Source organism: Paenibacillus sp. FSL H8-0260, from assembly GCF_045040625.1.
GTDB lineage: Bacteria > Bacillota > Bacilli > Paenibacillales > Paenibacillaceae > Paenibacillus_AQ > Paenibacillus_AQ odorifer.
On record NZ_CP150298.1, the window covers coordinates 2,511,414 to 2,536,820 of the forward strand.

24 protein-coding genes and 1 tRNA gene are annotated in these 25,407 nt (G+C 46.1%); 20 read left to right on the top strand and 5 right to left on the bottom strand.

All coding sequences use genetic code 11. The features are described 5' to 3' along the window. Positions 1-2 precede the first annotated feature (2 nt). From MHI51_RS10995 to MHI51_RS11035, 9 genes are all read left to right on the top strand, one after another. Positions 3-764, top strand: coding sequence for an SDR family NAD(P)-dependent oxidoreductase (locus MHI51_RS10995; RefSeq protein ID WP_076218080.1), 762 nt, complete (start codon positions 3-5; stop codon positions 762-764). Further along, positions 761-2,839 (top strand): heparinase II/III family protein, encoded by a 2,079-nt coding sequence (locus MHI51_RS11000; RefSeq protein WP_076218081.1) that lies wholly within the window; start codon positions 761-763, stop codon positions 2,837-2,839. The genes MHI51_RS10995 and MHI51_RS11000 overlap by 4 nt, the downstream gene beginning before the upstream one ends. Positions 2,840-2,841: 2 nt before the next feature. After that, positions 2,842-5,136, top strand: coding sequence for a DUF4962 domain-containing protein (locus MHI51_RS11005; protein ID WP_405173862.1), 2,295 nt, complete (start codon positions 2,842-2,844; stop codon positions 5,134-5,136). A gap of 57 nt (positions 5,137-5,193) precedes the next feature. Continuing rightward, entirely contained in the window at positions 5,194-6,750 is a 1,557-nt protein-coding gene (locus MHI51_RS11010; protein WP_076218083.1) for an extracellular solute-binding protein, read from the top strand. Positions 6,751-6,917: 167 nt separating this feature from the next. Further along, positions 6,918-7,316 (top strand): hypothetical protein, encoded by a 399-nt coding sequence (locus tag MHI51_RS11015; protein WP_076218084.1) that lies wholly within the window; start codon positions 6,918-6,920, stop codon positions 7,314-7,316. A 143-nt stretch (positions 7,317-7,459) separates the two neighbouring features. After that, the gene (locus tag MHI51_RS11020) at positions 7,460-8,632 is read left to right on the top strand and encodes a serine hydrolase domain-containing protein (RefSeq protein WP_405173863.1); all 1,173 of its coding nucleotides are present in this window, start codon (positions 7,460-7,462) and stop codon (positions 8,630-8,632) included. Positions 8,633-8,681: 49 nt separating this feature from the next. After that, positions 8,682-9,503, top strand: coding sequence for an ABC-2 family transporter protein (locus MHI51_RS11025; protein WP_076191374.1), 822 nt, complete (start codon positions 8,682-8,684; stop codon positions 9,501-9,503). Further along, a complete protein-coding gene (locus MHI51_RS11030; RefSeq protein ID WP_036689373.1) occupies positions 9,500-10,282 on the top strand; it encodes an ABC transporter permease in 783 nt (260 codons plus the stop codon). The genes MHI51_RS11025 and MHI51_RS11030 overlap by 4 nt, the downstream gene beginning before the upstream one ends. A 34-nt stretch (positions 10,283-10,316) precedes the next feature. Continuing rightward, entirely contained in the window at positions 10,317-11,315 is a 999-nt protein-coding gene (locus MHI51_RS11035) for an ATP-binding cassette domain-containing protein (protein ID WP_248549246.1), read from the top strand. On the opposite strand, the gene MHI51_RS11040 is transcribed toward MHI51_RS11035, so the two are convergent. Then, the gene (locus MHI51_RS11040; RefSeq protein WP_076186653.1) at positions 11,306-11,875 is read right to left on the bottom strand and encodes a TetR/AcrR family transcriptional regulator; all 570 of its coding nucleotides are present in this window, start codon (positions 11,873-11,875) and stop codon (positions 11,306-11,308) included. The two genes, MHI51_RS11035 and MHI51_RS11040, sit on opposite strands and share 10 nt — an antisense overlap. Before the next feature lie 163 nt (positions 11,876-12,038). Between MHI51_RS11040 and MHI51_RS11045 the strand changes: the two genes are divergently transcribed. The 3 genes from MHI51_RS11045 to MHI51_RS11055 are packed head-to-tail and all read left to right on the top strand — an operon-like array spanning position 12,039 to position 14,252. Then, entirely contained in the window at positions 12,039-12,977 is a 939-nt protein-coding gene (locus tag MHI51_RS11045; protein ID WP_076218086.1) for a ketopantoate reductase family protein, read from the top strand. Positions 12,978-13,004: 27 nt separating this feature from the next. Then, positions 13,005-13,646: a histidine phosphatase family protein gene (locus MHI51_RS11050; protein WP_076218087.1), complete on the top strand. Its 642-nt coding sequence runs from the start codon at positions 13,005-13,007 to the stop codon at positions 13,644-13,646. Between the two features lie 15 nt (positions 13,647-13,661). Further along, complete coding sequence (locus MHI51_RS11055) at positions 13,662-14,252, top strand: class I SAM-dependent methyltransferase (protein WP_076218088.1); 591 nt, start codon at positions 13,662-13,664, stop codon at positions 14,250-14,252. Positions 14,253-14,323: 71 nt separating this feature from the next. Here the strand turns inward: MHI51_RS11055 and MHI51_RS11060 are convergent, their stop codons facing one another. Continuing rightward, a complete protein-coding gene (locus MHI51_RS11060; RefSeq protein WP_081383126.1) occupies positions 14,324-14,419 on the bottom strand; it encodes a sporulation protein YjcZ in 96 nt (31 codons plus the stop codon). Between the two features lie 112 nt (positions 14,420-14,531). Further along, on the bottom strand, positions 14,532-15,932 hold the full coding sequence (locus MHI51_RS11065; RefSeq protein ID WP_405173864.1) for an RsmF rRNA methyltransferase first C-terminal domain-containing protein: 1,401 nt from the start codon (positions 15,930-15,932) through the stop codon (positions 14,532-14,534). A gap of 157 nt (positions 15,933-16,089) precedes the next feature. Between MHI51_RS11065 and MHI51_RS11070 the strand changes: the two genes are divergently transcribed. Genes MHI51_RS11070 through MHI51_RS11085 form a run of 4 tightly spaced genes read left to right on the top strand, consistent with a single transcriptional unit; the run spans position 16,090 to position 21,813 of the window. After that, positions 16,090-17,226 carry a glycosyltransferase family 4 protein gene (locus tag MHI51_RS11070; protein ID WP_076191391.1) on the top strand — a complete coding sequence of 379 codons (1,137 nt, stop codon included), beginning with the start codon at positions 16,090-16,092 and terminating at the stop codon, positions 17,224-17,226. A 6-nt stretch (positions 17,227-17,232) separates the two neighbouring features. Then, positions 17,233-18,585 carry a DNA repair exonuclease gene (locus MHI51_RS11075; protein WP_076218090.1) on the top strand — a complete coding sequence of 451 codons (1,353 nt, stop codon included), beginning with the start codon at positions 17,233-17,235 and terminating at the stop codon, positions 18,583-18,585. Next, positions 18,575-20,380 (top strand): AAA family ATPase, encoded by a 1,806-nt coding sequence (locus MHI51_RS11080; protein ID WP_405173865.1) that lies wholly within the window; start codon positions 18,575-18,577, stop codon positions 20,378-20,380. The genes MHI51_RS11075 and MHI51_RS11080 overlap by 11 nt, the downstream gene beginning before the upstream one ends. After that, positions 20,377-21,813: an ATP-binding protein gene (locus MHI51_RS11085; protein WP_405173866.1), complete on the top strand. Its 1,437-nt coding sequence runs from the start codon at positions 20,377-20,379 to the stop codon at positions 21,811-21,813. Before MHI51_RS11080 ends, MHI51_RS11085 begins: the two co-directional genes overlap by 4 nt. Here MHI51_RS11085 and MHI51_RS11090 read toward each other — a convergent pair. After that, complete coding sequence (locus MHI51_RS11090; RefSeq protein WP_076220631.1) at positions 21,800-22,921, bottom strand: hypothetical protein; 1,122 nt, start codon at positions 22,919-22,921, stop codon at positions 21,800-21,802. The genes MHI51_RS11085 and MHI51_RS11090 overlap by 14 nt on opposite strands. Before the next feature lie 196 nt (positions 22,922-23,117). On the opposite strand from MHI51_RS11090, the gene MHI51_RS11095 reads away from it, so the two are divergent. From MHI51_RS11095 to MHI51_RS11105, 3 genes are all read left to right on the top strand, one after another. Then, positions 23,118-23,690 (top strand): xanthine phosphoribosyltransferase, encoded by a 573-nt coding sequence (locus MHI51_RS11095; protein ID WP_038569895.1) that lies wholly within the window; start codon positions 23,118-23,120, stop codon positions 23,688-23,690. Between the two features lie 101 nt (positions 23,691-23,791). Beyond that, positions 23,792-24,109 carry a hypothetical protein gene (locus MHI51_RS11100; RefSeq protein ID WP_405173867.1) on the top strand — a complete coding sequence of 106 codons (318 nt, stop codon included), beginning with the start codon at positions 23,792-23,794 and terminating at the stop codon, positions 24,107-24,109. 115 nt (positions 24,110-24,224) lie between these two features. Beyond that, complete coding sequence (locus MHI51_RS11105; RefSeq protein ID WP_076186635.1) at positions 24,225-24,443, top strand: hypothetical protein; 219 nt, start codon at positions 24,225-24,227, stop codon at positions 24,441-24,443. A gap of 96 nt (positions 24,444-24,539) precedes the next feature. Here MHI51_RS11105 and MHI51_RS11110 read toward each other — a convergent pair whose 3' ends face one another. Continuing rightward, positions 24,540-24,986, bottom strand: coding sequence for a hypothetical protein (locus tag MHI51_RS11110; RefSeq protein ID WP_051491615.1), 447 nt, complete (start codon positions 24,984-24,986; stop codon positions 24,540-24,542). 182 nt (positions 24,987-25,168) lie between these two features. Between MHI51_RS11110 and MHI51_RS11115 the strand changes: the two genes are divergently transcribed. After that, positions 25,169-25,252: transfer RNA gene (locus tag MHI51_RS11115), tRNA-Leu, on the top strand. Positions 25,253-25,407 lie beyond the last annotated feature (155 nt).

A 25,407-nucleotide genomic window follows, 5' to 3' on the forward strand; every position in this document is an offset into this window, starting at 1 on the left:
CAATGAAAATTGATTTGACTGGTAAAATTGCGCTTGTTACAGGGTCTAATGCAGGGATAGGCCGACAAATCTTGGAGACTTTGGCTGCTTCCGGCGCCAAAGTGGCGGTAAACTATTTGTTCGGTTCTGCGGAGGAGACGGTGGACGCGATCCGTCAGGCCGGAGGAGAAGCTTATGCTTTTCAGGCAGACGCAACAAGTCCTGGTCAACTGGACAATATGGTGAAGGAAATAGAGGAGCATTTCGGCGGAACCATCGATATTCTCGTCAACAATGCAGGCGGCATGATCAATCGGGTTCCCAATACTGAAATGAACGAAGAGCATTACAACAAGGTGATGGACGTCAATTTTAAATCATGCGTGTTTGCCTGCAAAGCCGTATCCGCAGGGATGATTGCCAAGAAAAGCGGTAAAATCATCAATGTATCTTCCCTTGCGGCCCATGACGGCGGCGGACCGGGGGCTTCCATTTATGCAGCGGGCAAAGCTGCGGTATGGTCTTATACCAAGGGACTTGCCAAAGAGCTGAGTCCTTACGGGATTAATGTAAACGCTATCTCTCCCGGATTTATCGGTCAGACCGCTTTCCATGCTACCTTTACTGCGGATGCGGCAAGACAGGCAACGATTGCGAAGATTCCGCTGGGCCGGGAAGGTGCTCCACAGGATGTGAGCAATGTGGCACTCTTCCTTGCTTCAGAGCTGTCGGATTATCTGACAGGCGAAATTATTGAAATTAACGGAGGCTTGTTCATGCGATGATGAACCTTAAGGAGAAAGCAGATACTTTTTCCTGGGTTGGTCTTGAGGTGGATAAATTGAAAATGGAGCTGGATCCCTTCCGGAGAGAAGAGATTCTGCTCCCGACAGAACCTGGTGGCTGGTGGCACCAATATGTATGTCCCCAGCATCATACTGAGCTAATCTTCGATGTTATGGAGCAAGATGCGGTTGTCTTTTCTTGCCCGAAGGGCTGCAAGCTGGAAGGTGAACCCTACCGGGGAGCATGGCTGGTATACCGGCATCAGGCAATGGCGCGATACGCCCTGCAATCTGCCGTGGTATTCGCCGCAGACGGAGAAGAATTCTACAGCAGCTTAGCCCGGAAGATTCTTGTCGGTTATGCGGAGCAGTTTCCTTTGTATCCGGTTCATCCCGATGCTCAACCCTGGATGCTTAGTGGCCGTGCTTTTCATCAGGCGCTGACAGAGGCTATCTGGTCCACTACGCTTATTCGGGCCTATCTGCTGCTTGTGGATCATGGAGTAACGTTCACTGGGGAGGAAGAGGTAAAGCTGCAAGTGTTCTTCACGATGCTGGAGGAGAGTATGGAGCAATACCGCCACATCCTCATTTACGAGAAGAAGAATGCAGAGAACAACTATACCGCATGGCTGAATGCCAGTCTGGCTTGTGTATATGCCGCTAAAGGTACCAGAGAAAAGCTTGCTTCTTTGCTGGAGGGAGAAGGCGGATTCTATCATCATCTGTCCATTGGCGTGAAGCCAGATGGTTTTGAATTTGAAGGCAGCACGTACTACCATATTTTTGTATTGCGGGCTTATCTCATAGCAGCCGAGATGTACGGGCGCTTCGGGGTTGACCTCTATGATGCCAAAGGAGAACAGGGACAATCCATCCGTGGCATGTTTCAGTTGCTGGCAGAGCTTAGCGGCGATAACGGGGAGCTTCCAGCCGTGCATGATGGTCCTTATGCGCGCGTTCCTTTCGCCCGAGAAATTGCTGAAGTATTTGAAATAGGTATTGCGGTTTACAAAGACCCGAGTCTCCAGCCAATACTGGCGAATGCTTATAGATATCTATACGGGCAGGAATTAAGGACTGGTCTGGAGGCAGTGCTGTATGGAGCAGGTGAGAGTAAGGAACTTCAGACCAGTTACAGGGTGAGAGACTCTGTCCTACTGCCGGATTCCGGATTCGCCGTGCTCCGCCATCCGGGCAATCCGCTGTCCGTGCTGGCGGATTTCGGAGAGCATGGCGGATCACATGGACATTTCGACAAGCTTCATATCACGATTATGCACCGATGGGGAGAGGTTGCTCCCGAGCTGGGTATGGTTCCTTATGGATCTGTTTTGCGCAAGGAATGGTATTCCGAAACTGCGAGCCATAACACGGTCACCATCGGAGGTCGTTCCCAAGCTCCACATACCGGAAGCTGCTGTCAATTTCGCCAGGAAGGCAACGCTACGTACTTATGGATTCGTTCAGACGGCGCCTATGAAGGAGCTGTTCTAGAGCGGCATCTTGTATTGGCCGACGGTTGGCTGCTGGATTGGTTTCATGTTGAGCAAGTAACGGAGCGGAGTCAGGAAGTAGACTTATGGTTTCATCCGACGGGACATTTGCTGTTACCGTTCGACCCTCACCGTGTCCAGAAGGATTCTCCGGCAGTCCTTGGACTGGAAGCGGGTTATGGCTCAGTAGAAGTACTGTCCGCAATGAAAAATGAGACGGACTGTCCGTTAAATACGGAGTGGAATATCCGTTATGATGGAGTGAGCACCTGCAGGGAGTATGAAGTATCCACGAGTACTCTACTGGCGCCCGGCTCCACTATGTATGAAATCCGCACACCGGGTAATGCCGAAGACCCGAGTAGATTGCTACGAGGCATTATGCTTCGGCACAAAGGCCCGTCGGTTGATTTTATTACGGTTTATCGGGACGGTCACGAACCTGCTGTACTGAAGCTAGTGAGTCAGGTGGGCGAACCGCCCCAAATCCAAATAGCAACAACTGGGCAAGCAGTGGTGTATTGCCTTGACCCTAAAGCGGGACTGATTCAGGAAAAGTCCCGGAATACGGAGGAGTAGAGATGTTAGAACCTTTATTTCAACCTACCAGCGGCGTACTCGACCTGTCGTATGGGCCAGATGAACATATAGATGTTGGAGAGAATCCTCCGCGGTTTACTTGGATGCCTGCTTGTCTGGAAGAGAGCATGTATGAGCTGCAGATCTCCTCAAAAGCTGAATTTGAGTCTGAAGATACGTTGACCTACAGTAGAATTCCCTATAATTTGTTTACCCCGGATAAGCCGTTGGCGCCCGGCTCGTATTATTGGCGATACAGTCTTATCGGGGAGAATGATATCCGTTCCGAGTGGAGTAAAGTAAGAGCTTTTGTGGTGGAGGATGAATTGCCGCTAACGCCACTGCCTTCCCGTACAGAACGATATTCAGCTGCATCCGCCAACCATCCGCGGCTTTGGCTTCAAGCGGAACAGCTACCGTCTTACCGGGAAGTTGTCCGCCAAGACCCGATTTCAACTGGCTGGGAAGACTTCCTGAAGCATTCCGTTCTACCCTGGACAAAGCGCGAGCTTATTCCCGAGCCTGCACCGTATCCAGATAATAAGCGTGTCACCACACTTTGGCGGCAGATGTATATGGACTGCCAGGAAGTCTTCTATGCTATCCGGCATCTTGCTATAGCTGGAGTTGTGTTGGAGGACGAGGCGCTTATCGCCAAAGCTAAAGAGTGGCTGCTTCATGCTGCAAGCTGGAACACAGATGGTACCACCAGCCGGGATTACAACGATGAATGCTCCTTTCGCATAGCCGGAGCGTTGGCATGGGGCTATGATTGGCTTCACGGCTCTCTGACGGAAGAAGAACGCCTTAAGGTAAGGCAGGCGCTACTGCTAAGAACCGGGCAGATCGCATTCCATGTCATCGAACGCTCCCGCATCCATCAAGTTCCTTATGACAGCCATGCGATCCGCTCTTTATCCTCTGTTCTCGTACCCTGTTGTATTTCCATGTTGGGTGAGGAGGAGAAGGCGCAGGAATGGCTTGATTATACGCTGGAGTACTTCTCCGCCATGTATACCCCATGGGGTGGCAAAGACGGCGGGTGGGCCGAAGGTCCGATGTATTGGACCACTCAGATGGCATTCGTTACGGAGGCGCTCAATCTAATTCGCAAATACATGGCAATCAATTTCTATGACCGTCCTTTCTTTCGCAAAACAGGTGACTTTCCGCTCTATTGCTTCAGTCCGGATACCATGAGGGCCAGCTTCGGCGATCAATCGTCACTGGGAGATCCGGTCAATCTCAAAACGGGCTTCAATATCCGTCAATTCGCGGGTTTAACCGGGAATGGCCAGTACCAATGGTATTTTGAGCAAACTAAGGAACTGAACCCCGACACCCAGATGATCTTCTATAACTACGGCTGGTGGGATTTCCGGTTCGATGAGATGGTTTATCGCACAGATTATCCGCAGATTTCTTCAGAGCCACCGGTGGCTGCAGAACCTTTGAAGTGGTTTCAGGATGTGGGATGGGTGGCCATGCATCATCGGATGGAGGATCCGCAGGAACATATCATGCTGTTGACCAAGAGCAGCCGTTACGGCTCTGTGAGCCATAGCCATGGGGATCAAAACGCCTTCCTGCTGCATGCCTTCGGCGAGCCCTTGGCTATTGAAAGCGGCTATTACGTTGCATTCAACAGTACGATGCATATGCAGTGGCGCAGGCAGACCCGCTCCAAGAACGCAATTCTTATTGACGGCAAAGGCCAATATGCTGGCACGGACAAGTCGAAGAACATGGCAGCCTACGGCAAGGTGTTGAAGGCGTATAGTACGCCCGGAATCAACTACACGCAAATGGATGCCACCGAAGCCTACCGCGAGAATGTACCCTATATCAAGCGGTATGTGCGGGAAATATTTTTCTTTGATAGCGCTTACTTCGTTATCACAGACAGTGTCGAGCTGGAACGTCCGGGAAAATTGGATTGGCTGTTTCATACGCTGTATCCCATGAAGCTGAAGGATCAATCTTTTAAAGTACATGGTAAAAAAGCTCAGTTGGAGGGCAGATTTGTCTATAGTTCCTCGGGAGAAATGACACTTAGCCAAAGCAATCAATTTACAGATGTAGATCCGAAAGAATGGGAAGGGCTGCCCGAGCATTGGCATTTGACTGCCTCTACTCAAGAGGCTGTAAGCCATCGGATCGTCACTCTTCTGATTCCCCAAAAAGCAGGAAGCCGGGATTACGTATCGTACTTTATGGACGATCAGGACCATGGGGTTCATGTCTACTTTACGAATCAGGGAATTACCCACCGGGTTGAGATCCCAAAAGCTTATTAGTCTTAAGATATCTTCATTTTACGTATACACCCCATTGTACAAGGAGAGGGTTATATTATGAAAAAATGGATTGGCATCTGTCTGGCTATCGTAATGGGTGCTACCGTTATTGCAGGTTGCTCGAACAAGGACAAAGAAGAGACTGCCGGAGGCGCATCAAATACGCCGCAGAAAACTGAATTCTCGATCTCGATGCGGACGCTGGCTTTTAACTATGTTGAGAAATCACCCGACTTGAATAAGGACAAATGGGTGAAAAAGCTGGAGGAGATGACAAACACAGACTTGGATATTGTGTTGGTTCCTCATAAAGAGTTCGAGCAGAAAATGGTGCAGATGTTCGCTACTAATGATATACCGGATGTCGTTCAAGGTTCGGGCGGCGTAAATGGCAAGGAGATGGCTGGTTCTGTTGAAGCTGGTGTGTTCATGCCCTTGGATGATCTGCTGCAGCAAAACGGCCAGAACCTTTTGAAAGTAATCCCAAAGGAAGCTTGGGAGAACGTCACCTATCAAGGAAAAATTTATGCAATACCGGAGTTTCTGTCCAATCCCTCCCGCCGGGCGACTTGGATTCGCAAGGACCTGCTGGATCAAACCGGCTTGCAGGTTCCAAAAACGGTCGATGAGTACTTGACTGTGTTGCGTGCCTTCAATAAGCTGGGGATAGAGAACCCGTACATGGGCCGTCAAGACTTCAAATATGCGGATGCTTTCTTTGGCGCTTATGATGTTTTTCCGTATCTGACTATGTTCGAGGAAGTAAACGGCCAGGTTCAGCCGAAGTTTATGGATAGCGAAAATATGATGAAGGCGTTACAAACCTACAACACCATGTATACAGAGGGTTTGATCAACAAGGAATTTGCCACCATTAACCCGACCAACTACAAAAATGCGATTCTCTCAGGCAAAGCGGGCATGTGGACGATGAATGCCAACGAGCTTCTGCAGTGGGAGCAGCAACTGAAGGCTACGACGCCATCCGCCAAGCTGGAGATTATCCCTTCGCCAGTGGGACCTGATGGAAAAGGAGGCTCCTACTTGTACGGCTCCGCCACGCGCACCTATTTTATTAAGGAAGGTACGAAGAATGCTGCGGATATTGTGAAATTTTTTGACTGGATGCTGAGCGAAGAGGCAGAAACCTTCTTTACCTTTGGGATTAAGGACGAAACCTATAAGGAAGAGAACGGCAAAATCGTATACACTTCTCCTGCGGATTCCGCCGCTATAGATGAGGAGCGCTACCGCCAGTCATTCCTCTGGATGGTGCAGGATACTACTTATAATAAGGGTGTCCTTAACATGACAGAAGAAGGCAGAAGCTTGATCAATGTATACGATACTATTCTGGCTAACGAAGGCCGTGACGGAATTCAGTTCGACCCGCGGCTAGATGCCTTGGTGAAGAATCCAGACATTGCACCTAACTCGGACACGGCTCCTCCGGTACTGCTGACGCACATGGTAAAGATGGTATATGGCAAGGAACCTATCAGCGACTGGCCGAAGGTTGTGGAAGAGTGGCTTTCTAAGGGCGGCAACGATGTCATCAAGGAAGCTACGGAAAAATATAATAACAAAGCTGGCGTCACCATGCCTCGCAGATAGACTTATCCTCCAGGGGAGTTGGAATTCAATTAAGGGCTGCCGAGAGGTAGCCTTTTTAGTTAGGGCCAGTTTACTTTAATGTAATATCCAAAGTATGGATTATATGGTAAGTTAAATGGAGACATTCTAATTCTAATGAACTATATAAAAAGAAATGGAGTGATTTCATGAAGATGCGGAATTCAAAAATTTTATATTATCTTGTCTGGATCATAGTGGGGGCGCTCTTATTACATTATGGAAACTCGCTAATTAGCCATTACACTGAAGAGGCACAAAAGAACTATCAATTAGAAAATACTGTATGGATCACGGCTATTGTTCCGTTTGTCTATGGGATCTATCTGGCGTTATTAGAAGGATTACCTAAAGCTTTTGTTGTTAATTGGCTTCTGTTGTTTATTGTGTTTCTTCCAAGTTTTCTTCTGCTTATGTATCCAACTTTAGTAATGTATTTTAACATTTCGAATATGGAGATATTCAAATTCGCAACCATACATGATGGAATAGTATTTGGTCTGGTTAGTGGAATGGCACTAGTTAAATCTCTAACGACAAACCGTTAACGAGATTACAGCATTGCTGTTACAGAATTATTGGAGCAGTATAAAATAGTTATATGTAAAATCACCCTTTCAATTATTTGGGTTTTATTGCAAGATATTTATGCATCATGTATTTTATTGAATAATAAGGGGGAGTGCGAATAATGTTATCATCCACAGAGCTTAGCAAGCTGAACGAAGTGAATTACAGGGAGGACCGTTTAGAGGTAGTTAATCATTTTTATGAGGATCTCTGTGATAAAAAAGTAGTCGATGGTTATATTTATTCTCTTAGTCGTTACGGGAAAATCTTTGCTAGTGCTGCCGGAGGTCGTTTCAGTTACGAAGAAGAAATCACCCAGAAAATGAAAACGGATACAATTTTTCGTGTTGCTTCAATTACGAAGCTATTTACGGCGACAGCGATTTGGCAGCTTGCGGATGATGGTAAGATTTTTATGGGGCAGCCTGTGAGTTCTATTCTTCCAGAGTTTGATGCCGATCCTTTTAAGCCGATTACCATTGCACATTTACTGACTCATACCTCTGGCATCGCTCCCGATCCTGGCACTATAAGTGATACTTACTATAAAAGTGCATGGTGGTATATTTTTGAATCAGAGCTTGGAAAAGAAAACTGGATTAAAGCCGGTCTATCTAAAGGGATTCATTTTCCGGTAGGGACTCAATGGATGTATTCATCGTTTGGATACGCGATCTTGGGTGCAATTATCGAGAAAATAACGGGTGTTTTTGCAGAAAAATACATAATGGACCACATTGTAAAACCGTTAGGCATGAAAGATACCTTCTTTGATATACCAGCAGAAAAAGCTGGTAGGATCGCCATTCGTTCGGAAAGGGCTAAGGAATATCTTCAGAAGCTGCAAAACGGGGAAATTACGGATGCGGGACAAAGGTCTGAGGAAGAAATCAACGTTCCCGAAACTGGTGGTGGGTTATATTCCACAGTTGCTGATCTGCAAAAGTTCGGAATTATGCTGCTTAATCAAGGGCAATACGAAGGGAGTCATATCTTAAGCCGTATGGCGGTACAAAGAATGACCAAGCGGTTTAATTCTGAGAAAATCCCAAACTATGCATGGGGAGATGCAGGAGCAGATCGACCATACGGACTGGGACCAGACCTTCGCTATAATGTGAGTACTTCTTACTCTGAAGGCACTTTTTTTCACGAAGGGGCTGGGGCGTGTGCCTTATTCGTTGACCCGGTTGAAAAGCTGATTGCCGTTTGGTATCTTCCTTTTCACAAAGGGGTATGGGACGGTAGAGCGGTATTTGGCACCCACAATGTGATCTGGTCCGGACTCGAATAAGAAAAAGACTTTTTTTATGTGATATCTATAGATAGGCAGGATGTGACTTATGTTTGAGATGATAAAGCACCGCTTTCGCATTATGAGGGCGGTTGCTTTTGTTACTTATAAGGAATGGAGTGCGTACAGGACGCATTCGATGGTTTCTATTTTTGTAGGCCCAGTGTACTTTTTAGTGCAGTATTATATATGGAGCGCTGTTTATAGCGGGGAATCTTATATCAACGGGATGTCACTCTCCCAAATGCTTTCCTATTTTTGTGCTACGATGTTGATCAACTATTTGACGATGGATTTTGCCGATTGGAATTTACAAATGCTTATTCGCACCGGGAAATTCATTACGTTTTCGTTAAGACCGCTAAATCATATGTTCTTTGCTTTGTCTCAGAAGGCAGGGCATAGGGTACTTGGGCTTTTATTTGAATTTTTACCCTGCTTTATGATCTTTTTCTTTATTTTTCATATTGATGTCTTACCCGCAAATTTACTATACGCGATTCTTTCGATAGCTATGGCGTTTATGATGAATTTTTTCATTCATTATAGTATTGGAATGGTCGCCTTTTGGATGGTGCAATCCTCTAGTATTCGTAATTTTTTTAATCTTTGCGAAGGGATATTTTCAGGATCGCTGATTCCATTAGTATTTTTCCCAAAATCCTTACAAATGGCGTCCTTTTTCTTACCCTTTCAATATACGGCCTTTCTTCCTGCAATGGTCTATACAGGTAGCTATACTTTAGCGGATATAACCTTACCTATTCCTCAAGTGTTATTGCTGCAGCTCATAGCGGTAATTATTGCCGGAGTTGTCTGCCGGGTGCTGTATGCGGTGTCGCTTAAGCATTTTACGGGGGTGGGCGCATGAAACGTATGTATCAAATATATAAAACCTGCATGAAGGCGAATATTGCTTCTGCTATCACTTATCGTGTTAATTTTATTCTTAATAGTCTTATCATGCTCATAGGGAATGTGCTGTTTCCTCTAGTAACGGTATTCATTTATAATTCGAATGCTTCATTTGCAGGTTGGACCTTTAAAGAGGCGCTGTTGATTCAATCCGTTTTTATTCTGTCTACGGCTTGTGCCGGGATTTTTTTTAACGGAATTATGTGGAATACGATGTCTCATGTTGTAGAAGGGACTTTGGAAGTGGTATTAATTAAACCGACCTCGAGCCTTTTTCTGCTGTTGGCCAGATCTTTTGAGTTCGAAAGTATCGGGCTTTTAGGCGGAGGAGTAATCATGTTCGTATACGCACTTAGCGGAATCGATGGGATGACCATCGGCTCTTGGTTATTGTTCCTGTTGTTGTTTGGCGCAGGGCTGCTTGTTATGTTCGGCGTGGCGCTTATTGTGGCAGCGATTTCCTTCAAATGGGTAGCGAATTCCCGCTTGCCGGAGATGTTTGAGAGCATTAAGTCTTTTGGACGTTATCCAGGGACGATTTTTCCTAAAGCAGTCGTAGCCGTGAGTTCTTTTCTGTTTCCGGTTTCCATGATTGCTTACTTTCCAGCATCTACACTGATTGGCCGATGGGAACCCTATTTTTTTATAGCGATTATCCCTTGTGTGTTATTTGCTGCCTTCGGAATTTGGCTCTATACATACATGCTTCGCAGTTACAAAAGCGCCGGAGGATAAAAGATTAGTTTAGCTCTAAGAAGGAGAATTTCACTTGGACATTATTACCGTCAAGAACTTAACCAAGCAATATGAAACCTATCACCGTGGACAAGATGCAAAAAGTGTATTTAAAAGTCTGTTTCACCGTGAAAAATCGATCATTACCTCTGTAGAAGATCTTTCGTTCAGTGTTGGAAAAGGAGAAATCATTGGCATTCTGGGTCCAAACGGTGCGGGGAAATCTACGACTATTAAAATGCTGACAGGCGTCCTTTATCCTACCTCGGGCGAAATAAATGTTCTAGGGTACAACCCTCATAAGCAGAAAAATCAATATGTAAAACAAATAGGGGTATTGTTCGGACAGAAATCGCAGTTAATATGGGACATACCCCCTTTGGATAGCTTTTATATGAACAAGGAAATCTATGATATTCCTACGAACGACTTTCGTACAAGACTAGACCGATTTGTAAACATGTTTGAGATTGGCGATATTATCACTAAACCCACACGCACCCTTTCCCTGGGAGAACGAATGAAATGCGAGTTTATTATGGCGATGCTTCATTCACCACCTGTGGTTTTTTTGGATGAGCCGACGATCGGGCTGGATGTGATAGCTAAACAAAGAATCAGAGAATTCATTAAGCAAATGAATCAGGAAGGCACCACATTTATTCTGACAACACATGACTTGGAAGATGTAGAGCGTTTGGTTCAAAGAGTACTTATAATTCATCAAGGGAAAAAAGTATATGACGACAAGTTTTCTGAACTTCGACTGCATCTGGGCGCCAAAAAAGTAGTTAGGCTTTCAGCCGCCACAACTATTGGAGATATTGATCTGCCTGGGACTCTGATATCGGAAAGAATATCGGATTACGAAGTGGAGCTGCTGATCGATACCGAGCAATGTAAAATGGGCGAGTTTCTGCATATTCTTAGCGAAAAGGTAGAGATCCTTGATATATCTATTAAGGAGATTCCCATTGAAAAAATCATCAGCTCCATTTATGAGATGGATACGGGAGAGCATATTCAAGCTTGAGAACGGATCATCTGCAGATTTAGATCGAGCATGGACCATAACTTTTCAGTGATCTCTTTTGCAGAGCAAGGATTACTATGAGTAAACCACCATTCAATTACTCCGACAGTCGCCGAACTCAAAAATTGCACAGATATATCTTTACTCAGCTCATCCAGGTTAAAATTGTTTTCTAAAAATTGTACCTTAATCTGCTCATTTATCATTTCTTGTAATTGGTTTCTAAAGGAGAGTAAAGCTTTGTTTCTTAATAAAGTCTTATAAAAGAGAGCATTCTCCTCCAATTGTTCCAGCGTGCGGAGCAATGACGCCTTCGAGGGATTAGGTTCGGTTTCATCCTCCACTGCGGAGCAGCTTTCGATTAGTTGCCGGAGCTGAGCCTCCAGACATTTATCCATCAGATCGTATTTATCCGCATAATGGGAATAAATCGTTCCGCGGTTTACATCAGCGCGCTCTGCGATTTCGTTGATCGTTATTTTTTCAAAATCTTTTTCAGCCATCAGTTGAATTAATGCATTCATGATGGCTGTTTGGTTTTTTTTAATTCTTCTGTCCATGGTAAGACTCCCTTTTTATTAAACAATGTATTGTATTCTGTTGAAAAATCAACAAAATCGATCAAACTAACGATTGAACCCTACCGGAGATGTGATAATCTGATTTTATCGAACAGTTGATCAAAATTCAACAAATGTCTAAAAAGGGATAGAGGAGTTAAATATGAGAGTTTTAGTTTTTGGAGCGGGAGTATTAGGCAGCTATCTTGCACATGTTCTAGTGCGTGGGGGAAATGATGTCACCATGCTTGCCAGAGGAAAGCGAGCAGAGCAATTGACGAAAGACGGACTTGTGCTTCGCCATTATTTTCAAATTAAAAACACTGTGGATACAGTAAAGGTCATCTCTACGCTTCGATCCGATGATCTCTATGATCTTATTTTTGTTGTTATGAAATATAATGATTTTCCATCTGTGTTACCTATTCTAGCTGAGAATCAGAGTCAGAATATAATTCTTGTGGGGAACAATGGCGATGCTCCTGGCATGCAAAAGGATCTACAGGAAATGAGCAATGTGAGGAAAAATATACTCTTCGGATTTCAGCTTAGTGCAGGAATTCGGGAAACGAGCGGTCGCGTTATCAAAATACACGCAGGAGGGCAAATGGTACTTGGCAGTTTAGACGGTGAGATTCCAATAAAGCCTGTACTGGATGATGCGTTTAAAAATGTTAAGTATAAGCTAACTTATCATGAGGATATGGATGCTTGGCTCAAAAGTCATATCGTGCCTATAGTGGCTTTGAACTCCCTTAGTTATCTGCATGACGGGGATTTGAAAAAGGTATCCAAAGATAAGAAGCTATTAAAACAAGCCATTTCAGTAATGGATGAGGGGTTTCAAATCATGGAGCAATTAGGTTATACTGTCACTCCAGCAGGGCAAGTTAACTTTGTTCGAAAGCACAAGCAGGCTGTATATTATGGTCTGACAATAATTCATAAATTACCGTTTATGAAATTAGTGGACGGTTCTTTCAGCGAAATAGCAGCTTTGTTTGATTCTTTTGATATTTTGAAGCAACAAGCAAACATCGCAACGTCCAATTGGGATCAACTTAAAAAACAAGCGTTTTCGAAGTTTAATGCAAATGTATAACAATCTTGTTCAGGAGGTATACAATCGATGGCTATATATTTTATAAGGCATGGAATAGATGAAGAAGGCTTTCGTGGGGGTTGGAGTCAACGTGGACTTGTAGTAGAGGGATATAGACAAGCCGAACGTCTTGGATATTATCTTAAGGAAAATCAATCTAACTTTAACATAACCCGTATTCTTTGTAGTGATTTGCAACGTGCGTTAGATACAGCAAATGAGATCGCCAGAGAGCTTAATTTGCCTGTTGAAAGCAGCCAGTATTGGAGAGAAACGAACAATGGTGTAATCGCTGGAATGCCCCATGAAATCGCAAATGAACGATACCCGGGTCTTTATTTCTCGGCTTTAAGAATGGATGAAAGATTTCCAGGAGGAGAAAGTCCTCAGGAATTTTTTACGCGAATAAGTTCAAGTTTCTCAAAACTATGTAATGAACTGGAGAGTACTGATCCAAATGAAAATGTAATTATGGTCACTCATGGTGGCGTAATTAATGTTATATACCATATTTTAAAAGGGCTAACGTGGACGAATAAGAATGCTCATTTCCCGACTTCATATACTAGTATTCATAAAATAGAGTATCAAGCAGATAAGTGGGCAGTTACAGCAGAAAATCTAACGGAACATATATCAAGGGATCAGGCTGCTGGTAAGGCCAATTGATTGGGAGGTACAAATATGGGTTTATTGAATGCGCTGATTGAGCAAGCCAAGAATCCTAGAGGGTTCGTAGGAAATATCATGATCAAAATCATGAATCAGGCACATACCAGCATCACAACATGGGGGCTTAGAAAAATAGAAATTAAGAGTGGCGCTCCTATCCTGGACATAGGCTGTGGTGGCGGTCAAACTATACATACGTTAGCAAAACAAAATAAACAACATGAAATTTACGGCATAGATTACTCACAACAAGCTGTAGAGACATCTATTCAAAAAAACAAGAAGGCTGTTGCCGCTGGTAGCGTGAGGATTAGTCAGGGAGATGTGTCGGCGTTACCGTACAACGATGGATTTTTTGGGACGATCACAGCGATTCAGACGCATTATTTCTGGCCGGACCTCGAACAAGATATAAGTGAAGCATTTAGGGTGCTGATAGCAGGCGGTACATTTGTTATTATTTCTGAGATCTATAAAATCAATTATCATATGAAGCAATTCACTAAGAACGAAGAGATGGAGCAGTTATTACGGAAATCGGGCTTTCAGACGGTAAATATTCACGAGAATAACAAATGGAGATGTTATGTCGGAAAGAAATAAAGCGGCCGCACCGCCCCAAAAAAGGACGACACAGCCGCTTCGTTTCACCAGCTAATTAAGCCGGGAAGGTTTTAAACAAACAACGAACGGGAAATGATGACCAGCAAGATGAAAAGTACCAAAATCGCTCCGGTCGAAGTGAAAGCTCCTCCTTGAAATTCACCCATGATTTATTCCTCCTCAACTTATGTCTTCTTCTCAATTGCTGTGACTGGTGTCGCAGCTTTCTGAGATAATGACATCATATGCCGAAGAGGGCCTGTTGCACTGGTCTATGGCCTATTGCTCGTCAATATGGGCTTTTAGGATACGTAATCCTTTAGGGAGATGATTTTTAAGCTGGCCTAAACTCGCCTTGCCCCAACTAATTGGCAAACCATCTAAAGTTACAAGTGTCCATCCATGTAATTCGCTGGGGACAGGCAGGCTTTCACCGCGGAGCCAAGCATGTATTTCCGGGCCCTCACTGCTGAGATCAAAGCTTCGTGATGCTTGTAGGGGCTGAAGTGCCATAGCTAATGCATGAGCAGGTTCAATCCGATTTTTCTTCAAATGGGCAATATGTAGTCCAGCTCGTGGAATACGCAGTCCGTCCAGCAGCCCGGTATGGAGGTTGCCATTAAAGGACTCTGGCAGCAAATAAAGAGATTCGCCGAAGAGCAGGGGTACACCTTGGCATGAAAGACCAGGCAGTTCTACCGCAGCCCAGTCTTGAAAAAGCTGGTAGGCATCACGTATAGAAGAATTAGTTTTTGGGTTGTTTTTGCTTCGGCGTTTTTTGGCGTTGCGGTTGGCATCGTCATTCACGGATACAGTGTCAATTTGCTTACGCAGGAGTGCAACAAAGTGACCTTCGCCCTTTTCTAAATGCGGCCAAAGGCGTTTGCAGGTGAGTAGTTCCATATCGGGGTAACTAGCCGTCAATCGAGCAATGGTTTCTTCATTCTCTTGACGGTTAAAGGTGCAGGTAGAGTAAGCTAAAGTACCCCCTGGTTTAAGCATAATGTAGGCGTCTTGCAGGATATCCCATTGTCTCGCTGCGCACATAACTACATGAGCAGGAGACCATTCTTGAATGGCTTTTGGATCTTTTCGGAACATGCCTTCTCCAGAACAAGGAGCATCCAGCATAATTCGGTCAAAAGCTTGCGGGAAACGCGCAGATAGCTGTTCTGGTGTTGCACAGGTTACGAGGGTATTCTTAATGCCCAGACGTTCAACGTTCTCTGCTAGAATTTTTGCGCGTTCCGGATGGATTTCATTAGAGATTAAGAGGCCTTGTCCCTGCATTAAACCAGCGATATGCGTAGTTTTACCTCCAGGGGCTGCTGCAAGATCGAGGACGGTTTCACCGGGTTCAGGTGCCAGCAGTTCAGCTGCGGACATTGCGGAAGGCTCCTGAATATAATATAGTCCAGCGGCATGGTAAGGATGTCTGCCTGGTCGAGCGGGCTCATCATAATAAAAACCGCCCTGGCACCATGGGATAGGCTTCAAAATAAATTGTGGGACTGTACGGTCCACCGCAACTTGGCCTATGGCTGAGGTGCTTTTTAGCGGATTAAAGCGCAGTCCTTGAGTTCGTGGCGCTGAATAACTTTCTAGAAAAGCATCTGCCTCTTGCCCCAGCATTTCTTTAATAGATGCGGTGTAAGAGGCAGGCAGCTGTTCTTCCTTCATAGATCATTCTCCTTTTTCTTAGTTGCTGTTTCATGTTTATACCGATAAAATCAAGGTATGGGGAACGTAATCGTACCTGAAATTCTACATATATTCAACTATATCATAATTGCCAAGTCTTACAGTACACAGGGCAATTGTAAAGGGGATGTACCATATGAATTTGCTGCAAGCGCTCTTCTTCCCGCCGGAGCAACCCGGTGGTGTATCATCTATGATCCCTTATCTTCAGGAAAGATTCCGTTCAAGCCGTTGGGAGATGGATTTGTTTTGGCTGCCTAAGCGGATTCGCAATAAGGGGCATGAGGAAGTAATATTCGAGACGTTTGATTGGACGCAGTATGGAGAAAGTCCGATCGTTCAGAAATATATTCAGACCTATCGTGATTATTTATGGTGGACAAAACTGCGGATGAGTAAGCCTTATGATCTTATTCATTCTCATCATCCGATTGCTGGCTTAGCGATGAAAAAAGTGTTCCCTGATACTCCGTTAATTCATACCCTGCATTCCAGTTACGAGCGGGAATTGATTCTAAATGGAGCGATTTCCGAGGATGGCTTGGAGCATCGTTTTCTAGTCTCACTTTATCGTGAACTTGAGCATGTTAGTGATCGATTAATGACGGTGTCGCGATCTTTTGCAGAGTATGTGGCCCCTTATATTATTGATCCTTCTAATATAGGTGTTATACCGAATGGTTTTGATGAAAAAAGATTTAAGCCTGTTCCGCATGATAACGCTATTCCGCAGCTAGTGACCGTGACACGTCTGGTTCCGGCCAAAGGAATAGATATATTACTCAACGCTTGCGCGGAGCTTAAAAATCGCGGCCATGAGTATGTACTGCATATTATTGGCGACGGTCCTTCACGTGCAGATCTGGAAAAGATGGCCCAACATTTAGGGATCTATAATGAAACGATCTTTTACGGATATACGCTGCACCCTGAAGAATTCATGCCATTCTTTGATATTTTCGTATTGCCCTCTCGGGCGGAGGCGTTCGGTTCAGTGTTTGCGGAAGCGGCACTTAGCTGCCTGGCTTTAGTGGGGACAAATGTGGGCGGAATACCGGAGCAGATTGAAGATGGTGTGAATGGTTTATTGGTCAGTCCTGACGATGAGATTGCTCTTGCTGACGCATTAGAGAAGGTGATATCTGATCCGGCTTATCGTTATGAGCTTTCACGTTCCGCATGGGATAAAGCCAAAAGCCTATATTCGTTGACACGAGTTGCTAATGAACTTAAAAAAACCTATTTACAGTATCCTTCAGGAACGAAAGGGTGAGCACCTATGATTCCATTTCGCTTTCTGCATACTGCTGATTTACATCTGGATAGCCGTTTTGCCGGGCTGGCGCATATTTCGCCAGCCATTCGTGCTTATTTACGTGAGTCTACCTTTGCCGCCCTCGGGCGGCTTGTCCGCGTTGCGATCCAAGAGAATGTTGATTTTATTGTCATTAGTGGAGATGTGTATGATGTTTCAGATGCATCATTACAGGGACAGCTGCGATTTCAGGAAGCGCTCAAAGAACTCGGTGAGCACGGGATTCACGTGTTCCTGATTCATGGCAACCACGATCCGCTTGACGGACTGCGTCTGACAACGGAAATGCCAAAGCATGTTACCGTATTTGGCGGAGAGAAGCCAGATCACGCTACAGCTTGCCGCCGTATAGATGGCCAAGAAGTTGCCATCGTTAGTGGAATCTCTTATCCAACGGCGAAAGTGACGAACAACACAGCTGTAACCTTTTCTCGTAAACCTGGCAGCCGCCTGTTTCATATTGCGATGCTGCATGGCAATGTAGACGGTGATTTGCTGCATGAGACCTATTCTCCTTGCAGTCGCAGGGACCTTATCGAACGGGGGTTTGATTATTGGGCGCTTGGACATATTCATAAACGTAGTGTACTGCATGAGAAGCCTGTGATTGTATATCCAGGCAATATACAAGGGCGCAGCATTAAGGAAACCGGAGCTAAAGGTTGTTATATTGTGGATGTAGATGAGGCTGGAAGATCCACTCTGCAATTTCATGAACTGGATTTCGTCCGCTGGCAGGTTAGAGACTTATCTATAGAAGGATTAAGCAATGAAGCAGAATGGATACAGAAAGTGGAGCAGGTTATTGAAGACATCCGCGCGGAGCTCCCGGAGCTCATGTCGGTGGTCAGATTTCGTCTGATTGGGCGAGGGGACGTACATAAAGTATTGGCTGAAAAAGGGGCAGCAGAGGATTTGCTGTCTGAACTCCAGCGCCGTGAGGCGATTAGGGCTGAGCGTAAAGATTACAAAGGGCTTGTCTGGACGGAAGGGTTCGCTATAGAGTCCGGTTTAGCTATTGATCGCCAACGCTTATTGGAAGAGGATAGTTTTCTTGGAGAAATGCTGCGCATTGCAGAGCATACGGAACATTCCCCGGAAGCGCTCGAAGAACTATTAAATAGTGCGCTTAAACCGCTATTGGAGAATCAGGAGCTGCGAAAGCTGTTGTCTATGACTAGTCAAGAAGAGAAGTTGAGCTGGCTACGTGGTTCAGCAGAGCAGGGAATCACGATGCTTGGCGGGATGGATGATACTGTTGAAGCGGCGGAAAGTCTTTCGTATCAACAAGCCGGAGGGCAAAACGATGAGAATTGAACATTTGCATATCAATGGCTTCGGGCGTCTTCACAATCGAGAGATTCATTTAACGCAGGGAGTGACCGTACTTTATGGGCGTAATGAAGCAGGAAAAAGTACGACACTGCAATTCATACGCTCTATGCTGTTTGGAATTCCAAGCCGTGGAAATCCCTTGGAAAGGTATGAACCTATGCAAGGCGGATTGCATGGGGGAACCTTGAAGATACGTGACAGTAATGATGGTTTGTGGACCATTCGCCGTTTTGCTTCAGGTGCTGAGGGATCAGGAAGAAATGAAAAGCTGAACATTACAGTAAATCATCCAAATGAAACGACTCAAGAGCTGGGACAAGCTGAAATGGAACGACATTTACTTGGGGGGATCTCTAGGAGTATGTTCCAGCAATTGTTCGCAGTTTCACTGGACGAGCTGCAGGAGCTTGCTGCCCTTCAATCTGAGGAGATGAGCAGCTTTCTTTTTCATGCAGGTATGGGCGGTGGCGGTGCAATCATGCGTGCGGAACGCCGTTTGGTGCAGGAAGCTGAGAAGCTGTACAAACCTCGTGGCAAGCTGCAAGAAGCAGCAAAAGTTGTGCAAGCCATAGAAAAGCTTGAGCGACAAATGGTTGAGAGCCGTTCTTATCTTCCGCGATATAACGATAATATAGTAGCATTGAGGGTAACGGAGTCGGAGCTAGATGAATTGGAGCAACAGCGCAAGCTCACTGGAGAGCAGCTAGTGATGTTTCGAAAAGCACAGGAAGTCCGTGAGCTGTGGTTAAAGTGGAGCGAGGCTCAGCTAGAGCTGCAAGGATTGCCATTGATTTCAGCCTTTCCTGAAGAAGGAGCAACTCGCTTTCAGGCGTTTGAAGGAGAAATTCGGAATGCACAGGGATCAGTAGTACGTTATGAACGTCTTCTAAGCGAGCTTACTATTGAACTGGCAAAGAACCCTCCAGATGAAGTATTAGCAGCGCAGGGGCCTGTTTTAGAGCGGCTGGACCGGCATCGGAGCAGTTACGAGAACCGTAGAACGGAAAGACAGCGGCTTGAGGGAGAATTAACGGCGCTGAATGAGCATTTGCGGCGAATTCTGCGCGGCATTGATGTGAGCTGGGGCCCTGCAGAGCTGACTTCGTTCTCTGGGACAGCGGCGGATCGTGAAGCTGCACGGAAGTTTGCGGCGGCGTTCGCTAGTTATGACCGCCGCATGGAGGCGGAGGGTGCAACGCGGCAGTCGTTGCGCTCCCGTTTGGCCGCTGCCTCAGCGTCGCTCCAAGCAGCAGAACGGGCGCTGGCGCGTGAGCACGCTACCGGCGCGGAAGCTTTTGCGCAGCTGGCTCCGCGCAGCGCCCGTGAAGTGCTGCAGCTGTGGGACGAGCTGCAGCAGGCGGCCGAACGCTGGCGCGAAGCGCAGCTCAGCGAAGGGCCAGCGCGCGGCGCCGGAAGTGACGGCCTTGGCGCGAAGCGCATGGCCGCGCTCTACCGGCGCCTGCTGTGGGCTGGGGCAGCACTAACTGTGCTGCTGCCCACAGTGTTGTGGCTGACCGGTGCTCCGCCGGCCAGCGCCGTGCTTGCGATCGGCCTGCTGGGCGCGGCCGATCTCGCCCTTTGGGCCGGCTTGCGCGGAGCGCGCCGGCCGGAAGCGTCCCCGCCAGAGCATGGCGGGGACGTCAGCGCAGCCGCAGCCGAGATGCTGCGGCTGCGGGGCAGCTGCTCTCCGGGGCGGAGCCGGAGAGCGTTGTGCCGGGGCGGCGGACGGCCGCCCCGGGGTCCAGCCCTGACGCAGGCGGGCTGGAGGCCTCCATGAGGGAGCTTCGCAGGCTCATGGAGGCTTGGTCAGCTTGGCGGCAGCGCATCGAACGCTATGCCGCCGAGCGTGATGCCTGCCGCACGGAGCTGGAGACGCTGGCAGGCCAAGAGAAGCTGCTCGCTGAAGAAATGCACCGGGCGGAGGCGGCATTCACGGAAACTGCTGAGCAATATGAAGAATGGCTTCGCCAACGCAGGTTGCCTGAAGGATTATCTCCTGAAGGGCTGCCGGATATTTTTGCTATGGTTGAACAAGGGAATGAGCTGCTGCGCCAAGAGAATAAACTCTCCTTACGATTGAAGGAGCTGGAAGCAGAATGTAACGTGTTTGAGGAGGAGCTGCTCGCTCTTATTTATGAGTCGGGTGCTGATCTTGGCGACGAGTCTGGTGTAGCGGCAGCTGGCTTTGAAATAGATCCGCAAGAGGGGAAACGAGTATCTGCATTAACCTTACTAAGCTGGCTGGAACTGCGAAAAAGAGCATGGGATGATCTGAAAAAGGACTTGATTCGCCGGGAAACTATGCAGTCAAGATTGCAGGATGTGGATGAAGAACTCAAGGAGAGCCACAGGATATTAGGTGAGCTGAGAGAACAGCGTGAGCTTCTGATACAGGAAGGCGGGGCGACTGGTGGAGAGGATTTCTTACGCAGGTCGGCAGCTGTGCAGCGGCGCAGTGATCTGAATAAATCGATTCGCCAGTGGGAGCTTGCTATGTTCGGTGGTTGGGAGGAAGAACGGGTTACTGCTCTGCTGGAATTATTAAATCATCATGATGCGGAAGCATTGCAGCTGGAGCGGTCATTGGCTGAAGAGTTAATGGAACGGCAGGAAGAGGGTTGGAACAGCCTGCTGGAGCAACGAGGTAAGCTGCTTCAGGAAAGGGAGTATTTGAAGGAGCGCTGCGTGGAGGATTCTGTTATTCAGCAACTGGAAGAGCAGAGAGCAGCCTTGCGGATCGTGGCTGATAAATACGCAGTGGCAGCGATAACTGCCGAACTAATCGGGCGAACTCGCCGTGTGTATGAGCAGGAGAAGCAGCCACAGGTATTACTGCTTGCCTCAGATTATTTCTCCAAGCTGACAGAAGGGGAATATAAAAGGGTTGTTATGACACTAGGGCATAAAGAGCTGAAAGCTGAACACAAGAATGGGAGATTACTAGACAGCGGACTGCTCAGCCGAGGGACGGCAGAACAGCTGTATCTTGCCATCCGGCTGGCATTGGCAGAGACCATGTCACGGCAAGTATCGCTGCCGCTGTTATTCGATGATCTCTTCGTTAACTTTGATGAGTCTCGTCTTCATGCTGCACTTGGACTTCTTGGAGAACTGTCGATCTCCCGCCAGATTGTGATGATGACCTGTCACAAGCATGTGGCGGAAGCGGCAGCACGTATGATTCCTACAGCAGCGGTTATTTCCGTGTAGTTCGGGTGATTGGTTTTACGGATACGATACTGTTCCCCTTCTCCTTTGAGTTCGATGAAGTATTACTACCTGGTGGAGAGGACCATGGTGTTCGTAGCAGTTTGACAGCCCAGACCAGTGATAAACCTCCGAAGATTGGGTAGAACACGGAGAGCAGTGAACTAAAGCCGAACTGGCTCAGTAAATAGCAGATCAACATCAGTAGTGGTGTAATCAATGCGGTTGATAGGGGAAGCCGTTGCTTAAGCTGTACAGCTACTCCATAAATATCGGCGACAAAAGTGCTGAAGATCTCCAAAAAGATCAGCAGCAGATATATAGTTTGCACTACAGTACCCAACCGGACGGCGATGCTGCCCATCGGAATTTCAAACTTGAGAATCCCTGGCATCTGTGAGCTCATTGCGAAATGTGCGGCAATCAACATAAAACCAATCCCGGTACCCCCAATAATACCGCCCCATACAAGGGATTTTTCTTCCTCTGTGTGACGAGCCATAGGGACTAAAACAGCTTGTGCCATCCCTAAATTAAAGGCGGTGTAGAGCAGCGGTGACATCCATGCCCCAAAGAGAGAGCGATCGTTATCAAGGAACAGGAACCGTCCAGCTCCCGGAATTTGAAAAGTATTAAAAATAATGATAAGTGACAGAGTAAGCATTAAAGGAACTACAATACTGTTCATTTGCAGAATACCGGAAATTCCTCGTTTTAGCAGAAAGTATGAACCAAGCAATGTGATAATTAGTCCAGTCTGATAATGAAGTCCGAGATGCTCCTGAAAAATAGCGCCGGCCCCTGCAAGCATAATACTGTTTACTCCGATCAGGACGACCATCGTGAACAAACTGATGGTGCTTCCGACCTGTTCCCCGAAGAGGTGACGGTTAAAGTCCTCATAGGATTCCGCTTCTATTCGCCGAGCAATGACCATCATTTTTGTACCCAGCCATATGAACAATATAGTTGAGAGCAGGATGGTCAGGACTGCCCAGTGCCCGTAACGTGTGAAGAATTTTAATATTTCCTGCCCGGTGGCGAATCCGGCTCCTACAATGGTGCCAATATAAGTGAAAGCGATCTGTAATGTTCGGACATGTGATTTCATGGCTCCCCTCCTAATAGTTTTACGAAGCTAAAGAAAAATCATAATGAGTGCTATGCAGGATAACCTTGTGTACTCTGTATAGTACAGGTTATGATGAGGATCAGTAGGACATGACTTCCGTCGTAATTGCTTTATGATCAGTGATTAATTTGTACGGAATGTCTGCGATTATAAAGGGTATTGGAGGTTCAAAGTCATGGAAGTGTTGAAACAGCGGATTTTGGAAGAAGGTGTCGTCGTTTCGGATGAGGTGCTGAAGCTGGATGCACTGCTAAATCATCAGGTTGATCCACAGCTTACGATGGAAATGGGACGGGAGTTTGCCGGGAGGTTTGCGGACTCAGGAATTACACGTATTGTGACCGTAGAATCCTCGGGCATTGCCGTGGCATTTGCCACCGCGTATGAATTAAAGGTGCCGCTAGTTTTTGCACGCCGCAAAAAAACACTGTTAGCTGATCCGGATGCGCTTTGCGAAAGAGTTCCGTCTTTTACAAAAGGTATTGTTACAGATATTATGCTGTCTCGCCAGTTCATCTCTCCAGAGGATAAAATCCTCTTTATTGATGATATTATTGCCAATGGTGATGCAGCGCGTGGATTGATTAAGATCATTCAACGTTCTGGCGCTGAGCTAGTTGGTCTTGGTGTTGTAGTAGAAAAAAGCTTTCAGGCAGGGGCTCGGACGATCAGAGAGCAAGGCATTCGTCTGGAGTCACTCGTAAGAATTACCTCTCTAAATGGAGGCACCATCGAATTTGGGGAATAACCTAATTGGCAATAAGAACAGGCCTATTTTTTAAACAACTGCTTTTCACCCTATGGATTTTCCTTTATAATAAAAATTAGACATAGGGAGGAGGCGTCACAATGGGGAAAGAACCGGTGACTGAACAATTTTTTATTGATAAATTAACCGAGGCCAAGGATCATTTCGAGCGTGCGCTGGATTGCAAACACACGGAATTCGACGATCTGTATCCCTATATGATTGAACATCCTCAGTTTTTTTGGTACAAACGCTATGTAGCCTGGTCAGAGCTTCTGACAATCAAAGGTTTGTGCGAAGAGTTATCCTTCCCGTGGAGGGAGAAATTCACAACTAACCAAGTGGAGTATCTGGAGCACCGTGTGATGTCCGCTAAAGTTCTTGACTTCTGGTTTGAGAAGAATGAAGCGCTGATATAAGAATGCTTTAGTAGACATGCAAGTCGTTAATTGCCTACATGAGACCCAGATGATTTATCATTTGGGTCTTTTTTCTGAGACTAAATAGGACAAGCTATGACAGGAGGGATTAATGATGATTAGCGATGAGCAATTGGATGCCTACCGGATTTCCGGTGAGAAAATTCGTGTAGTGCGTGATGGCTTGGAAAGTAACGATGTAAAAGGGATAGTTCTTGCTTGGGATGATTCTCAGGTGATGATACGTCGTCAGAATAGACGAGTAGTGAAGCTGGATCGCAATTATATATTCCAGCCATTTAGTGAACCAAGACAAGATCCGGATAATATATAATCTTCACAGTAATAATTTTCGCAGTAATCATCTTCATAATACAAAACAGCTCCTCGCCCTACTGGGCGGGAGCTGTTTCTGTAATATCATTTGGGATTATATAGTTAGAGCTAGTTCAGACGCATTCTCTTCTCTGGAGAGTATGGAGAGTTCTGTGGACAGTCCAAGATACGCGCGCATGCGCAGCATCATTTCTCTACGGAAGCCTGGCCATAATATATTCATCTCTCCTTGAAATCCTCTGCAGGAATATAAGGCTTCGACTCCTCGCTGATCTTGGCGAACGGTAGTAATCTTCAAATCATGGGAGCTCAGCTCGCGCGTAACCTCTTGAAGCATTAGTGACGTCTTCTTAGTGGCACCAGATACGAGCTCCATATATAGCTGAGGGGTCTTAAACAGGCCGCTTCTACTGATTACACGGCAGTCACGTTCGAAAACTTTATGAATAAACGTTAGCAGCAAATAGCTTCTGACCAGGGACAGTTCTTCTTTAGTTACTTCTTCATCAATAATGGATGTGTTTAGCTTTGTAGTCGCCATTATAAATCACCTCATTTATATTATGCGAACTTTTGTTCTCATTATACCTTATATTCGGCAACAAAAGCAATAATTATCCATAAATTAATGAATGATAAGAAAACGGCGAAAATATATTGACGTTGGATTCTTAGCGTGGTATGATCTATCTTGTGACCGCAATAAGCGAGTCATTATAATACGCGGTCATGGCGGAATTGGCAGACGCGCTGGCTTCAGGTGCCAGTGGTAGCAATATCGTGGAGGTTCGAGTCCTCTTGACCGCATAGCTAAAAGGATTATAGAACTGCTCTAGTAGCAGGTTTATAATCCTTTTTTTATGTTTTTCAGCAGACGGTAGTGCGAAAGAGGGAGGTATCCTTAAGAACCATCACCTGAGGCTAACGGACCCAGATGAAGCTATTTGCTCATTTATCGCCTT

Bases quoted from the DNA above. Each gene is read 5' to 3' on its own strand.
- MHI51_RS10995 (WP_076218080.1), top strand. From the start codon at position 3: ATGAAAATTGATTTGACTGGTAAAATTGCGCTTGTTACAGGGTCTAAT.
- MHI51_RS11000 (WP_076218081.1), top strand. From the start codon at position 761: ATGATGAACCTTAAGGAGAAAGCAGATACTTTTTCCTGGGTTGGTCTT.
- MHI51_RS11005 (WP_405173862.1), top strand. From the start codon at position 2,842: ATGTTAGAACCTTTATTTCAACCTACCAGCGGCGTACTCGACCTGTCG.
- MHI51_RS11010 (WP_076218083.1), top strand. From the start codon at position 5,194: ATGAAAAAATGGATTGGCATCTGTCTGGCTATCGTAATGGGTGCTACC.
- MHI51_RS11015 (WP_076218084.1), top strand. From the start codon at position 6,918: ATGAAGATGCGGAATTCAAAAATTTTATATTATCTTGTCTGGATCATA.
- MHI51_RS11020 (WP_405173863.1), top strand. From the start codon at position 7,460: ATGTTATCATCCACAGAGCTTAGCAAGCTGAACGAAGTGAATTACAGG.
- MHI51_RS11025 (WP_076191374.1), top strand. From the start codon at position 8,682: ATGTTTGAGATGATAAAGCACCGCTTTCGCATTATGAGGGCGGTTGCT.
- MHI51_RS11030 (WP_036689373.1), top strand. From the start codon at position 9,500: ATGAAACGTATGTATCAAATATATAAAACCTGCATGAAGGCGAATATT.
- MHI51_RS11040 (WP_076186653.1), bottom strand. From the start codon at position 11,875: ATGGACAGAAGAATTAAAAAAAACCAAACAGCCATCATGAATGCATTA.
- MHI51_RS11045 (WP_076218086.1), top strand. From the start codon at position 12,039: ATGAGAGTTTTAGTTTTTGGAGCGGGAGTATTAGGCAGCTATCTTGCA.
- MHI51_RS11050 (WP_076218087.1), top strand. From the start codon at position 13,005: ATGGCTATATATTTTATAAGGCATGGAATAGATGAAGAAGGCTTTCGT.
- MHI51_RS11055 (WP_076218088.1), top strand. From the start codon at position 13,662: ATGGGTTTATTGAATGCGCTGATTGAGCAAGCCAAGAATCCTAGAGGG.
- MHI51_RS11060 (WP_081383126.1), bottom strand. From the start codon at position 14,419: ATGGGTGAATTTCAAGGAGGAGCTTTCACTTCGACCGGAGCGATTTTG.
- MHI51_RS11065 (WP_405173864.1), bottom strand. From the start codon at position 15,932: ATGAAGGAAGAACAGCTGCCTGCCTCTTACACCGCATCTATTAAAGAA.
- MHI51_RS11070 (WP_076191391.1), top strand. From the start codon at position 16,090: ATGAATTTGCTGCAAGCGCTCTTCTTCCCGCCGGAGCAACCCGGTGGT.
- MHI51_RS11075 (WP_076218090.1), top strand. From the start codon at position 17,233: ATGATTCCATTTCGCTTTCTGCATACTGCTGATTTACATCTGGATAGC.
- MHI51_RS11080 (WP_405173865.1), top strand. From the start codon at position 18,575: ATGAGAATTGAACATTTGCATATCAATGGCTTCGGGCGTCTTCACAAT.
- MHI51_RS11085 (WP_405173866.1), top strand. From the start codon at position 20,377: ATGAGGGAGCTTCGCAGGCTCATGGAGGCTTGGTCAGCTTGGCGGCAG.
- MHI51_RS11090 (WP_076220631.1), bottom strand. From the start codon at position 22,921: ATGAAATCACATGTCCGAACATTACAGATCGCTTTCACTTATATTGGC.
- MHI51_RS11095 (WP_038569895.1), top strand. From the start codon at position 23,118: ATGGAAGTGTTGAAACAGCGGATTTTGGAAGAAGGTGTCGTCGTTTCG.
- MHI51_RS11100 (WP_405173867.1), top strand. From the start codon at position 23,792: ATGGGGAAAGAACCGGTGACTGAACAATTTTTTATTGATAAATTAACC.
- MHI51_RS11105 (WP_076186635.1), top strand. From the start codon at position 24,225: ATGATTAGCGATGAGCAATTGGATGCCTACCGGATTTCCGGTGAGAAA.
- MHI51_RS11110 (WP_051491615.1), bottom strand. From the start codon at position 24,986: ATGGCGACTACAAAGCTAAACACATCCATTATTGATGAAGAAGTAACT.